Raw genomic sequence first — 12983 nt, forward strand, 5'->3', positions numbered from 1 at the left:
CGTCGGGGACGCTGACTGAATTAGCCAAACAGCTCAATCCCCTCCTTCGCGGGTGGATAGCATACTACGGCCGGTTCAGTCGTTCGGCACTGTCCACGCTGGTTGACTACGTCAATCAGAAGCTCAGGGCTTGGATCATGCGAAAGTTCAAGCGCTTTCAGTCTCATAAGACCCGAGCCAACCTCTTTCTGAGAAAACTGGCGCGGGAAAATCCGAGGCTGTTCGTGCACTGGCAAGTATTTGGAACGAATACGTTTACCTGATGGGAGCGGTGTGAATCGAGAGGTTCACGCACCGTTCTGCGAGAGGCCGGCAGGTGAAATCCCTCCGGCCTACTCACCCAGGCCTGAGCACGAAGATGTCACGGCTTCGCGGACGAGCCCCTTGCGGAGATCGATGCCGTTCACCAATCCCCCACGGGCACTGGAAGACGACGACCTTTACCGGAGCGCTCAGGCTATCCGGCATGACCGCGCCCATGGTCTTGGATGGTGCGATGAACGGGGCAGCATTCCAGGCCTATGTGCAACAGGTTCTCATTCCAACCTTGGCACCGGGCGATATCGTCATCATGGACAATCTGCCCGCACACAAGGCGGAGGGCGTGCGTCACGCAATCGAAGGTGCGGGATGTCGTTTGCTCTATCTCCCACCCTACAGTCCAGACTTCAACCCCATCGAGAAGGCTTTTGCAAAGCTCAAGGCTGTTTTGCGCGCCAAAGCCGAGCGAACAGTTGAGGGCTTATGGAATACCGTCGGCCAGATCGTCACGCTATTCGAGCCGCAAGAATGCGCCAACTACTTCAAATCGTGCGGATATGACCCCGAGTAAAGTGGACGTGCTCTGGATATGTGCTAACCGGCCTCTGCACCCTTGTGCGAGAAGCTGGCAAGGCGCCAAGGAGGTTCTCTTAGGCCAGTCGTAAGCGCGTGTGGCTTCCGCGGTACATCAGGCCACTATAGGTCCTCATAGGAAGATGTGGACGACTATGGAGGTGACTATCGCATTTAAGCCCATGGCGATGCCCGAAAACAACCCTGCAACTGGATTCACCGAATAGGCTCGCGCAGTACCTATGCCATGTGATGCCAATCCGACCGCGAAACCCCGGGCGCCGTAATCCCGCACGCCCATCGCATTCATCATCGGGGTAACAACGACCGCTCCGCAGATTCCGGTGAGAACGACCACCGCAGCAGTCAAGGACGGATCGCCGGCCAAACTTTCGGATATCGCCATGGCTACTGCCGCGGTCGTGGACTTCGGCGCGAGCGAAGCCGCAATGAACTCAGGAAATCCGAACATCTCGCTCAGCAGGATCGTGGATCCTACCGCCGTCAGGCTTCCGATCGTCAACGCGACGATCATCGGCAACAGATTCCGCCTCACGAGTGCGAACTTTTCGTAGAGCGGTATCCCCAGTGCGACCGTCGCTGGCCCCAAGAGAAAGTGAATGAACTGCGCACCTTCGAAGTATCGATGGTAGTCGATGCCGGTCAGGTAAAGGATCACTGCGATAATTACAATCGATATCAGGGTCGGATTGAACAGCGGATTGCTGGACCTCAGTCCGGCAAGGAACGTTGCGAAGATCCATATCACCAGGGTACCGCTTAGCCAAAGCAGCGACGAGGTCGCGAGGTACACCCACAAACCGTCACTCATCAGACGCACCTCCGAAAATCCGCTTTGCAAGGACGAATGACCACACCATGACGGCGAGGGTGATCACCGTCGACACGACAATGAGCGCGAGCAAGGCGAGCCCGTGAGTGACCAAAAGGTCAATGTGCTTCACGACGCCCACGCCAGCGGGAACGAATAGAATCCCGAGATTCGCCAAAATTCCTTTCGACGTGGCGATCGTCTGGCTTTGAGCAGTCTGTACGCGCTGCCACTTCCCTAACGTCAAAAGAGCGATCGCTATAAGGGCCATCCCCAGGACCGGACCCGGTACGAGACCACCCATCTCATAGGCGAGGATTTCGCCGATGAGTTGGAAGGTGAGAAGCGTTGCAATACCGACGATCATAACCGTGCCTCCCGCCCAGGACGGGCGCGACCTGTCCCCGCCAGATCGTGCACTGGTAAAACCTGCTGCCCTGTGCGGCAAGATTCCGACATCAAAACCTTATGAGAGTCCGGCTCGCCTTACTCAATTTTACCCATAAAGCCCTCTGCTTTGCCACCGCCATTGTCGATCATCGCGTATTTCCTTTCTCGTGGTTCACCAGGGATACGGAGTGGTGGATCTCGAACGATCGGTATTTCCGAAGGGAGGAAAAGCATGCAATCGACGATAAGCATTTTTCACAGAAACGCGCGCCATGCAGCCAAGGGCTGCTTTGTGGGGTCTGCGCTCCTTGCGACGTCTGTCGCGGTAGCAAACTCTGCTGCCGCGGCCGAAGTGAATTGGCGACAGTTCGAGGGCACCACGATCACGTGGGCCTACGATATTCATCCGTATGCTGACGCCCTCAGCGCGGAACTTCCGGAATTCGAGAAACTGACGGGGATCAAGGTAACGCCCGAGCTCTATCCGGACGACTCCTACTGGAGTAAGCTGACGATCCAGCTTACGACAAAATCTCCCGCGTGGGACGTCTTTGGAACCGGAATCCAGCCGGCATGGGATCTCGCGCCAAGCGGTTCTATTGAGCCGCTGGACAAGTATCTCAACGATCCGAAGCTCACCGATGCGTCCTACGACTACAATGACTTCTTCCCGGCGCTGCGTTCGGCGCTGACCTGGAAGATGGAAGATGGTCAGATCGCGCCAGGAGAAGGCGGCGAAGTCTGGGCAATTCCCCACGCGTTCGAGAACATCCAGCTCTTCTATCGCAAGGACATCCTCGACAAATACCAGATCGCGGTGCCAACCACTCCTCCAGAGATGGCAGCTGCCTGCGAAAAGCTGAAGGCAGCCGATCCCAAGATCACACCACTTGGCGTTCGCTTCTGGAGCAGCATCCACACCGCAATCGCCTTGGGCTTCGCCGCCCTCGGGTGGGGCGCGCCTGCTGCAGCTCAGGACATCACCCTTGATGTTTTGTATCCCTTCCCTGAGCTCGCAACTTTCCGGAACCGCTCGCGCAATCTTTCATGAAGGAGCACCCGGGGGTAAAGATCAAGTTTCGCCTTTCACCGCCAAGCTATGCGGAAGCGAACCTGGTGGTGACGCGCGGCGCCCTGACCGGTGATCTCCCTGACGTCTATTTCTCCGGGTTTGGCGAGCTGGAATCGATGGTGGACACGCTGGCCAAGCGCCAGCTCGCCGTCGACCTCGGGCCGTTCATTACAACTGAGGGATCCGATTGGGCCTCCTCGAATTTCGATAAGGCGCTGCTCAACCTCGGCAGAGTTGGCGAGACCCAGTACGGCCTCCCCTTCAATGCCTCGACACCGGTTATCTTCTACAATGCGGATCTCGTGAAGCGCTCAGGCCATGACCCTGAACACTTCCCCAAAGACTGGGACGGCATCATCAAGCTTGCCCAGGATCCGAGCGCTCGGAGACGGGATCGACGGCATGGATTTTTCCGCCGGCGGGAATGCCGGAGACTGGTTCTGGCAGGCGACGGTCCAGAGTTTGGGCGGCAAGATCTTGAACGATGCTCGCACTGGCACGGGTTTTGACAACGAAGTTGGCCTTCAATCGCTCAAGCTTCTACAGCGCCTGACCGCGGAAACGCACATGACGGTCGCTACCGACGTCAAGCCTTACCGGCAGCAGTTCTTTGCTGGAAAGCTTGGCTTCTTCGTCGCTTCACCATCTGCTGCTGCAAACTTCGCGCAAACCGTCGGCAACCGGTTCACGATGCGAACGGCGCCATTTCCAATCGGCGCGGCCAATGGCACCTTGCCGACCGGCGGTAACGTCGTGACCATTACGGCACAAGACCCGGCACATCAGAAAGCCGCGTGGGACTATGTGAAGTTTGTCACCAGTGCTCAATCACAAGCCGACGTGGCAAAAGCAACGGGGTATATGCCCACCAACAAGCAGTCCGGCGAAGCTCTCCAGGCGTTCTACGCCAGCAATCCGATCTACGCGACGGCTTTCGCCCAAGTGCCGCTGAGCGCGCCATGGTACGGTTATCCGGGTGGCAAAGGTGCCGAAATCTGGCGAGCGCAGCGTAAAATCATCGATCAGGTCCAGCGCGGCGCTTTGTCCCCGGATGAAGGCCTGAAGGAAATGATCTCAACGACGAACAGCCTCCTCAACTGACCGTTTCGCAACCTTTTTCTTGCCCGGCTCCATCAGGAGTCGGGCCCTTGTAAGTGTCGAGCAATGCAGAAAATCATTCACATAACCGACCCCCATTTGGTTTCACCTGACAAGATGCTCTACGGCATCGATCCGGCGCAGCGATTGCGGGATACCCTGGACCACGTCTCACGTATACACGGGGATGCGAGACTGATCCTGATAACCGGCGATCTTGCCGATACGGGCGACCCGGCCGCTTACGCGCTCTTGCGCGAGATTTTGTCGGAGGTTCGGCTGCCCGTCTATTTGACGATCGGCAACCATGATGATCGCACTGCGTTTCGCAGCCGTGTTCGGCGGGGAAGGCTTCGTTCAAGCGGCAATCGATCTCGACGATTGGCGCGTGGTCCTGCTCGACACCAAGGACGCGATAAGCCATTTCGGTTGCCTCGACGGTGGCCGGTTTGAATGGCTCGAACAGCAGCTTGTCCATGCCGATGGTCGCGCCGTGCTGGTCGCGATGCATCATACGCCTGGGGACCTGCATGTGCCCTGCTTTGCAATGGGCGGCATGAAGGAGATCGATCGGTTCTTTTCCATCGCCAGGCGGAATGGATCGGTTCGCCACATGCTTTGTGGTCATCGGCACGTCGCCGCGGCAGGCAGTTTGTCGGGCATAACGTTTACCGCCAGCCGGGGCACGGCGCAGCATATCGTTCTTGACTGGGAACAGTATGGGAAGCCGATATTCGTTGCTGCCGCGCCCTCATACGATGTCGTGATGTTGGATGGGATCGACGTCGTCGTCCATCGTCACGAGGGGCTTGAAACATTGCCCGTCATTCGCCCCGGTGATCCGAAATGACCGCGGCACCCTCGACCACGGCCTTGGCTCGTCCCCGGCCGCAGCTGATCATCTTTGATTTTGACGCACCCTTGCGGAAACGGAAATCATTGAGTCTGAGATTATTTCGACAAAGTTCGCCGCGCGCGGCATTGAAGCAAATCCACATGAAATCACGACCGTGCTTTCGGGAGTTGAGCGGGACCATCTACAATCTCGTCTCGAGAGCTATTTCAGCGTCAGCTTGCCTCCAGATTTCATGAAAGCTGTCGAGGTGGAAATCCAGCAGTCCGCCTCCACGCGGCTGCCGGTAACACAGCCACCGTTAGAGAGGGAGCGTTCACAATGGAAGTTAACACGATCGGGTTAGACTTGGCGAAGAATGTATTTGTGCGACCTGCAAGTCGCGTGAGTTTCTGTTTCACAGGAGGAGATATTGCCTGAAGGAACCGGCTGTTCCATCAGCCGTTCCCTACCCGGACATGCGGAGCCGGTAACGGCTCGGTGTGAAGCTCTGGGGACAACGTAGCCGCCGGATATCCGGTACGTCGAGCCGCGAGGCAAGGCGGAATCTGCCAGCACGAAGGCGGAGAGGAGCAAGGGATGAGTGGGTACGACCAACGCATGTGAACTTCCGATAAACGTCGTGATCTTTGACAAGCCAAACGTGCTGACAGGCTTGAACCAAAACGGTACGCGGTGTGGAGTGGTCTTTGAAAACTGGGCCACCATGGACGACCAGCCGCCGGCGAAGAGGAAGGGTCCGCCCCGCTCGAAGACTTATGCGGAACAGGGTAAGCCCATAGTGCTGCCGGCAACGGCAGGCGGACCATAAGGAACGCTGTTGGCGCTGTGGGTAAAGGAATGCGGAAAAATGCTGAGCCACTCAAGCAGCTCTGTCGCGCCAGGTGCAAACACCACCATTCTGGCACATCGATGCCGTCGAGCGGGCGTCCACCCCATCACTACCCGCATTCCCCTGCCATCTCGCGCATACACCGCCTGTGCTGGTAGCTCGCCATCATTGGCAGATCAGCGGTGCGCGCCCCGAATAAACCCCGCCGCGATTCGATGCGGATTAACGGATCACTACTCCGGTAAGTCCGGGTTGGAGTCCCGGATATAGTGAAATCACGTTCCGCGATCCAATGAAATGTCCGCGACTTTCCGAAACCGGAATTCGATGTGTTCGGCCTAGGGGATGTCGATTCCGAAACACCGCTTGTGGGCGACATCAAGGATGCGATTGACCAAGCTCGAGAAGCTGTATCCCGCCGTCGTCGCAGCCAGCACGTAAGAGGCGAGCATACCGAGCCCCGGCATGGAGTTGATCTCCAGGACGAAGGGCTTCCCGGAGCGATCGATACGGAGGTCGACGCGGGCATAATCCCGGCACTGGCAAGCACGGAAGGTCGCAATCGAAATATCCCGCAGCATCGTCTCGAGCCCGCTCTCGATTTGGGCCGGGCAGATCTTCGGCACCGCCGCGGCCGCCACGCATTTCGCTTCCCAAGTCATAAGACGCGTTGCCCGGCCGCCGAAGTCTTGCTCCACCAGAGGCAACACCTCGAGCGCTCCGTTTCCAAGCAGCGCTACGCATACTTCCCGCCCCTCGATATATTCTTCCACGAGCGCATCCTGCGAATACTGCCTAACGATCACTTCCACAGCCTGCCTCAACTGAGCAGGTTCATGTACGAGCTGCAATCCAAGGCTGCACTCTTCGACGCACGGCTTCACTACCACTGGAAATCGCAGGTCGCCGGTACTCTCGGTACCGCGCCGCATCACGCGAAAGTTCGGCGTCGGCACGCCATGATCGCGGATGAGCCTTTTGGTGATGACCTTGTCGTTCGTCAGACCATGCCCCAGCGGGCTCGATCCAGTGTATGGGACACCGGCCATCTCGAGCATGGCCGGAACGTGGGTGTAACGGTACTCGCCCTGAATTCCCTCCGCCATGTTGAAGACGATTCCCGAAGGGCCAGCCTGCGGATCGGGTGGCATGAACCGCTCGAGCGTAGTAAGCAGTCCCTTATCGCCTTCGCACAGCAGCGTCTCGTGACCGCCCTCTTGCAGTGCCGCCACCACCCTTTCAACTGTCTCGTCGCGGCGGTATTGCTCCGGACAAGGCTGGCCGAACCGATTGATCACGCCCGTCCAATCATAGTTACTGACGATGGCTACCCGCATGAGACTACTCCTTGTGGATGTTTGCAACTGTCACGTTCATTGGTTCGAGGGGAACAGATCGCCTGCCTTCCGCGGCCCACACGGCAGGCCAGCATGGAAACGGCGGGGCCTTTGTGCTCCACTCGATCTGTGTGGTTAATCAGCATCATTTTGATCTCATTCTTCGGGTAAATCATCCAACCAGCAGGCGCCCTCGAGGTGCGGCCGGGAAAAAATCTTTCCGATCTTTTCCGGAGCTTTGTTTTGGTGATATCGCATATAGACGCGGCGATCGGCTCCAAGGTCGAGGATCTCGATCTTTCCAGTGTAATGGGACATGATGTATTTGAATGTCTTTTGAATGCCACTGAGACGTTGGTGGATACCGTGCGCAATCTCTATTCCGCGCCGCAGTGAAACCTGAAAGTGCGATGCGCCTTTCACTGGCCTGCCCTGAAAGAGATAATAAGGGCGAACACCAATTTGATGACATTTGGCGAAGGTTTTAGCCAAAATCTCGGAATTATCGTTTACCTTTCCGAGAAGCACGGATTGGTTGAGAAACTGCACGCCACGCGCACGCAACGACAGAATGTTGCGTTCTGCATCGGCCGAGATTTCACCGATGTGGTCGAAATGTGTGACGACGACTGTGGTCTTACGCGCTTCATGGATCCGTTGGAACAGAGCCAACAGAGCGAGATCCTCAAACCTCTTGGGCTCGTAGGCGACCATTTTTGTACCGAATCGAATCGATTCCAGATGTGGGATCGGCAGCAGATGATCAATGATTTTGTCGAGCTTGGCCGTGCTGAGCACGAACGGGTCGCCCCCTGATAGCAGTACGTTCGTCATCTCAGGATGGCTGCCAATATATTGCGCAACCCGGGAGAGATCAGTTGCGATTTCATCAGAGTTTTTACCAACAATGCGTTTGCGAAAGCAATAACGGCAATATGAAGCGCAACGGTCCGTTACCAATAACAACCCGGTCTGGGCGTACTTGTGCTGGAATCCTGGCGCAACCGTGTTGTCGTGCTCGCCGCTCGTGTCCAGATTGCCGGGACTCTCGAACTCTTCGAATGAGGGCTCGACGATGTGTCTAAGATGATCGTAAAAGCCACTGTTGGTGATTTGTTCACGATAGAATTTGGTGACATGGTACCGCGTGATGTTGTTAGCTTGTAGCTCAGCCTCGGTTACGTCGCGCGTCCCCTCGATGAAATTCATGGTAGCGGTACGGGGCGGCGCGTCCGAGTTAGCGGCGGATGATTGAAGTGGGCGAACTCGAGGCGCCACGAAGGTCCGCGCGTTCAGATCACAATAGCTCAGGCTCTGATCCTCGCTGTCAACTGCCATCGCGTCCGGATCCCGCTGCGGCTGCGCCTCAAGCATCCCGTGAATGCAGCGGCCCTGGGGATGGGCCACTCCCGTCTGGTTCGGCTCTGCCAGGAGACGGTCACCTTCCTTCTCCGATAGAAGTGGCACCGACCAGACGCGCTGCTCAAAGTCAACCTCCATCTGGCTCAGGGTCTGTTGCAAATAGCTCGCGAATTGCTCGACCGTGCTCCGGTCAAACAGCGACGTCGCGTAGGTCAGCCTTCCATGAATCGCCTCGCCTACCTCAGCAAACACAAGCGCAAGGTCATGTTGCGTGACACCTTCACGAACTCCAACGTATTCAAGTTTCAGCCCCGGCAGCTCCGCTGACGCCGCAGCATTGTTTTGCCATTCAGATAAAGCCTGGAAGATCGCGGTGTGAGCCTGCTTGGGGGGCGGATTGGCGCGTTCGAACACCTGCTCAAACGGCAGGTCCTGGTATGCCTGCGCCCTAAGTGCGGCGGCACTCACCTGTTCGAGCAATGCCTCCAGCGTCGGATCGCCCGCCAAATCGATCCGCAGCGTCAGAGTGTTGACGAAGGGGCCGATCAACCCCGCGACTTCGAAACGCGTGCGGTTGGCGCTCGGCGTGTCGATGACTAACTCGTCCTGACCCGACAACCGTGCCAACACGAGCGCCCAACCCGCCAGCAGAGTAACAAATAGCGTGGTCCCACGACGTTGGCTCTGCGCCTTGAGGTGCGCGGTCAGCGGCTCGTGTAAGACGAACTCGACGTAACTCCCACTGTAGTCGTGCCGCACCGGACGCGTCCGGTCCGTCGGCAGCTTCAGCACTGTTGGCACGCCCGCCAGCGTTCGGCCCCAGTAGTCCGACGGGCGCTCCAACACCTCGCCCGCCAGCCAACGGCGCTGCCAAATAACGTAGTCCGCATACTGCACCGGCAACGGCGTCAGCTGAGTCGGGCGACCCTCCCAGGCCGCCGCGTAGAGCTCGCTGAACTCCCGCGTCAGGATCTTCCGTGATTGGTCATCCGAGACCATGTTGTGCATGGTGATCAGCAGCACGTGGTCGTCCACTGCCAAGCGCACGAGCCGTCCGCGGATCAGCGGGCCGGCGTCCAGGTCGAACGTCGCCTTCGCTTCATGCCTCATCAGTTCCGCGAGATTCGCCTCCACATCCGCTGCCGAAGTCAGATCGTCCTGTTTCAACGCTAGGCCAACGTCCGCCGGCCCGAGCCGCTGGAACGGCTCGCCGTTGTGCACCCCGAAGGTCGTGCGCAGCACCTCATGACGCGCCACTAGCCCGTCCAAAGCCGACTGAAGGGCTGCCTCCTTCAGTCCGCCGCGAAGCCGAAATCCCATCTGGATGTGACAGACTTGGCTGCCACCAGGGAGACGCGAGGGGAACCAAAGACGCCGCTGGACGAATGACAGCGGCACCCGAGACGGCCGTGGCGAGGCTTCAATTGGTAAAAGAACACTCAACAGCGCAGCGTCTGTCGCATTGATTTGGAGCGTTCGAGTAAATTTCATTTAGACCTCCTCAGCCGGAGTCTGCGGCTTATCACTGTCTTCATTGTGTCCGCTGCAATTGGCGTGCCAACCGTGAGAGCAAGGGGGCAAAAGCCATGTGTTTCGCACCGCGACGGCGGAATACTTGCGCCTCAGTGTGTCAGGTTCCGAACAAAGACCTTCAACCGCACATAGATGAGCCCACAACCGACGTCGAATGGCACGGCGTCGAAGGCAAAGCTGTCGAGCGTCTTTTCCGGGTGGCAATGCACCTCGGCGAGGTGTCTTTCGATCCTGCGATGCGCCCGCTCGGCCACTTCGTGTTCAGCGATGGCTGACAGGAAGCGTGCGGCGGGCCATCCTTCCCGATCAGCCTGCTCGCAAATTGCGGCCAGAGCGCCTTGATCGTCGTTGGCGGGATTTCGTGAGCATGATACCGAGGCGTGCTTCGTCTTGTGTGGATGCTCTTCATGCGCCTTCTCGCGTGGGCCGCCCCAATCAGGGCTTCATATCCATGGAGCGATGCGAGTTGCACATGAACGATCGCAACCGGGGCCGGGTCCGGGGCGAAGAGCGCTCTCAGGGCGGCTATTAGGTCAGGCAGGCCGCCGGCGTCGAGCGTTCTGGCGAGTTTCCCCCTCGGCCAATTCACGCTCGCAGCCACGATCATGGGCCAGCGCCAGCAGTTCGTCGTTGACCTTGCAAGCTGCCTGTCGGCAATTGCTCGATGAGAACGTCGAAGGCCCTGAGATATTCCAGCTGGGGAAAGAGCTTGTCGTTATACCCGAGGTTGAGAAGCGCCATCGGATTTTTGCGCAGGGAATGAATGACGTGTCCGTAATTGACGACCTGGTCGTGCCGGCCGTGTGCATGGCCACGTCCTCGGGGCATGTCATCAGATGCGTGCCCCCGATGAAGACGTCGAGGCGATCGTCGAACAGACGCACCCGCAGCCGGTGTCCGATCAGACGAGAAGGCACGGTTTAGAAGACCTTGCGCAAGGTGAAGCCGCCGGTACGCGACACCGTGACGACCACCTCTTCGAAGTCGGTGGTGCGACGATCGGGGAGCGGCTCGTCGTCAATCGTCCGGGACAATGGTGCCGTCGGTCGGCCAGTCGCATTTGCCATTGCCCAACCTCTCATGAAGTGTCAAGCGATGTCGCCGCGCAGCAGAAGTGCGACATTACAGCAACGGAACTTCAGTCCGCCGGCGCTGTATCTGGAGGGATAGACGCGGTTGCGATCGCTGCAACGACAGAGGCGATGCCAGCCAAAACGAATGTGGCCGACAACGACTCTGGGATCACCATCCCAGCAAGGGCCGAGCCCAGCGGGAAGCCTGCGATGTTCAGGCTTATCGAAATGGACATTACGCGGCCAAGCTGTTGCGGATCGGTGCGCCGTTGGCGCAAGGTCAGTAGCGCGACACTGATAGGGCCGGACATCACGCCGGCGAGCACGAGACCGATTGCCAGACCGCCGAATCCGAACTCCGCCGCAACCGGCCATGCTGCAAAGGCGGTTGCGACCATACCGGCGGCCATGACATGGCGCTCGCGTCCAGTAGTGCGCATATGGCCAGCGAGGAGCGCACCGACACCTCCGGCGATACCCATCGCAGCCCACAAAAGCCCGGTTACTGAACTGCCCGCCGCTGTGGCGTAGTGATCGGCCACGGACACCGGAACCACCACGTAGAGGACGCCCCATGTGATCTCATACAGCGAATAGGAGACGGCCAGTCCGCGTAGCGTCGGCTGCCGCGCCACCATCTGAATGCCTTCCATCGTTTGGCGCAAGAAAGATGTCTGTGTGGAAGCCAATCCTGGGAAGCATTGGACGTGGGACAAGCAAATCGCGGCTCCTGCATAGGCCGCGGCGATCATAGACATCGCAGCTTCCGGCCCAAGCCAGGCGACGACCATGCCCGCCATCGCGGGCCCAACGACATCGACGATGGCATAGAACGCGGAGTCGAGCGCAATGGCCCGATTAAGCGCGTGTGGTGGAACGAGTCGCGGCAGCAGAGTGCGGGTTCCCCCAGCGCCCAAAGGGCCTGCGAGCGAGAACAGCATCACCAGGATAAACAAGACCGGCGGACTGGACCAACCGGCCCATCCAGCGAAACTGATCGCGGCGATAAAGACAGCGCTGGCGATCATGTCGATCCTGATCGCAATTGTAGGCCCTACGCGATCAAGCAGAACGCCCGCAACAGGGCTTACCATCAAGCCTGGAACGATACCTGCAAATGTAGCCCACCCTGCCAGGCCCGGTGACGAAAACTGCGCCAGCACGAACAAAACCAATGTGAGGACGAACATGCGTCCGGCTAGACGGGATAGGTTCGCAGCAAGGATGAGAGGGAATAGGCCAGGAATCTCCAAAAGGCCGCGGTATGAGTTCTGCCGTTCCATGGTGACCTGCACCGAGTGGTTAGGTTGTTGAGCATTGAAAGTGCAAGGATGTCGGAGGTGGACTGCCTTGAATGATGGTCTGGTTTGAAAATTGATGCATGACCGGTCACTAGTTCATCAGGATGGCCACCTCTGACGGTGCGGTCTATATGGCCGCAACGCCCCGCTCTTAGGTGGATTCCTGCCTGCGGTCGGATTGGAGTTCTAGCGGCGGCTCGGCACTTTTAAACAGCAACGTCGTCCGCGTACACCTACTTAGGAAGGGAGTATCGACACAGGGAGCGCTAATTTAGAATGCGCCGACTCTGCGAAGCATTAGCAGCGCGGATGCCCTTATGGCTGGTACGCCCGAACTTCTGCTCTCTAGAGCAGAGGAACTCTCGACGTTCGGTACGCATACGCGGAAGGCCGCCTTGAGAGATGTCCGGAAACGTAGCTGACTGTGGGTATGGACATTTATACTGACAGTCAGCGTGATAACCGT

General features: G+C 58.3%; 10 protein-coding genes and 4 pseudogenes. 7 read left to right on the forward strand and 7 right to left on the reverse strand.

Features of this window, described 5'->3' with window-relative positions; translation table 11 throughout:
• The coding region (locus tag BSG20_RS33200; protein ID WP_280142230.1) for a group II intron maturase-specific domain-containing protein at positions 1-263 on the forward strand (263 nt) is incomplete at its 5' end.
• An 80-nt stretch (positions 264-343) separates the two neighbouring features.
• Positions 344-832 (forward strand): annotated as a pseudogene (locus BSG20_RS33205) (IS630 family transposase); the annotation flags it as partial.
• A 135-nt stretch (positions 833-967) separates the two neighbouring features.
• On the opposite strand, the gene BSG20_RS33210 reads toward BSG20_RS33205, so the two are convergent.
• Together BSG20_RS33210 and BSG20_RS33215 are read right to left on the reverse strand one after the other, a co-directional pair.
• Positions 968-1666: an LrgB family protein gene (locus tag BSG20_RS33210; RefSeq protein WP_072382093.1), complete on the reverse strand. Its 699-nt coding sequence runs from the start codon at positions 1664-1666 to the stop codon at positions 968-970.
• Positions 1659-2033: a CidA/LrgA family protein gene (locus BSG20_RS33215; protein ID WP_072382095.1), complete on the reverse strand. Its 375-nt coding sequence runs from the start codon at positions 2031-2033 to the stop codon at positions 1659-1661. Before BSG20_RS33215 ends, BSG20_RS33210 begins: the two co-directional genes overlap by 8 nt.
• 255 nt (positions 2034-2288) lie before the next feature.
• Here BSG20_RS33215 and BSG20_RS33220 point away from each other — a divergent pair, with 255 nt between their 5' ends.
• From BSG20_RS33220 to BSG20_RS33240, 5 genes and pseudogenes are all read left to right on the forward strand, one after another.
• Positions 2289-3107, forward strand: a complete 819-nt coding sequence (locus BSG20_RS33220) for an ABC transporter substrate-binding protein (RefSeq protein WP_244541521.1) — start codon at positions 2289-2291, stop codon at positions 3105-3107.
• Positions 3104-3637, forward strand: a complete 534-nt coding sequence (locus BSG20_RS38555; RefSeq protein WP_083540063.1) for an extracellular solute-binding protein — start codon at positions 3104-3106, stop codon at positions 3635-3637. The genes BSG20_RS33220 and BSG20_RS38555 overlap by 4 nt, the downstream gene beginning before the upstream one ends.
• Positions 3531-4229, forward strand: a complete 699-nt coding sequence (locus BSG20_RS38560) for an extracellular solute-binding protein (RefSeq protein WP_167371656.1) — start codon at positions 3531-3533, stop codon at positions 4227-4229. The genes BSG20_RS38555 and BSG20_RS38560 overlap by 107 nt, the downstream gene beginning before the upstream one ends.
• A 114-nt stretch (positions 4230-4343) precedes the next feature.
• Positions 4344-4496: pseudogene (locus tag BSG20_RS39080) on the forward strand (phosphodiesterase); the annotation flags it as partial.
• A 37-nt stretch (positions 4497-4533) separates the two neighbouring features.
• Entirely contained in the window at positions 4534-5076 is a 543-nt protein-coding gene (locus BSG20_RS33240) for a metallophosphoesterase family protein (RefSeq protein WP_244541522.1), read from the forward strand.
• Between the two features lie 1173 nt (positions 5077-6249).
• On the opposite strand, the gene BSG20_RS33255 is transcribed toward BSG20_RS33240, so the two are convergent.
• From BSG20_RS33255 to BSG20_RS33275, 5 genes and pseudogenes are all read right to left on the reverse strand, one after another.
• Positions 6250-7248, reverse strand: a complete 999-nt coding sequence (locus BSG20_RS33255) for a D-alanine--D-alanine ligase family protein (protein ID WP_072382104.1) — start codon at positions 7246-7248, stop codon at positions 6250-6252.
• A 156-nt stretch (positions 7249-7404) separates the two neighbouring features.
• Positions 7405-10101: a condensation domain-containing protein gene (locus BSG20_RS39085; RefSeq protein ID WP_083540065.1), complete on the reverse strand. Its 2697-nt coding sequence runs from the start codon at positions 10099-10101 to the stop codon at positions 7405-7407.
• A gap of 197 nt (positions 10102-10298) precedes the next feature.
• Positions 10299-10512 (reverse strand): annotated as a pseudogene (locus BSG20_RS37140) (hypothetical protein); the annotation flags it as partial.
• Positions 10513-10561: 49 nt separating this feature from the next.
• A pseudogene (locus tag BSG20_RS33270) lies at positions 10562-11156 on the reverse strand (IS21 family transposase); the annotation flags it as partial.
• A 125-nt stretch (positions 11157-11281) separates the two neighbouring features.
• Positions 11282-12499 (reverse strand): MFS transporter, encoded by a 1218-nt coding sequence (locus BSG20_RS33275; protein ID WP_072382107.1) that lies wholly within the window; start codon positions 12497-12499, stop codon positions 11282-11284.
• Positions 12500-12983: the final 484 nt, after the last annotated feature.

Source organism: Rhizobium tibeticum (genome assembly GCF_900110205.1).
Classification (GTDB): domain Bacteria; phylum Pseudomonadota; class Alphaproteobacteria; order Rhizobiales; family Rhizobiaceae; genus Rhizobium; species Rhizobium tibeticum.

Coding starts and splice junctions, on each gene's coding strand:
- BSG20_RS33210 (WP_072382093.1), bottom strand. CDS start 1,666: ATGAGTGACGGTTTGTGGGTGTACCTCGCGACCTCGTCGCTGCTTTGG.
- BSG20_RS33215 (WP_072382095.1), bottom strand. CDS start 2,033: ATGATCGTCGGTATTGCAACGCTTCTCACCTTCCAACTCATCGGCGAA.
- BSG20_RS33220 (WP_244541521.1), top strand. CDS start 2,289: ATGCAATCGACGATAAGCATTTTTCACAGAAACGCGCGCCATGCAGCC.
- BSG20_RS38555 (WP_083540063.1), top strand. CDS start 3,104: ATGAAGGAGCACCCGGGGGTAAAGATCAAGTTTCGCCTTTCACCGCCA.
- BSG20_RS38560 (WP_167371656.1), top strand. CDS start 3,531: ATGGATTTTTCCGCCGGCGGGAATGCCGGAGACTGGTTCTGGCAGGCG.
- BSG20_RS33240 (WP_244541522.1), top strand. CDS start 4,534: ATGATGATCGCACTGCGTTTCGCAGCCGTGTTCGGCGGGGAAGGCTTC.
- BSG20_RS33255 (WP_072382104.1), bottom strand. CDS start 7,248: ATGCGGGTAGCCATCGTCAGTAACTATGATTGGACGGGCGTGATCAAT.
- BSG20_RS39085 (WP_083540065.1), bottom strand. CDS start 10,101: ATGAAATTTACTCGAACGCTCCAAATCAATGCGACAGACGCTGCGCTG.
- BSG20_RS33275 (WP_072382107.1), bottom strand. CDS start 12,499: ATGGAACGGCAGAACTCATACCGCGGCCTTTTGGAGATTCCTGGCCTA.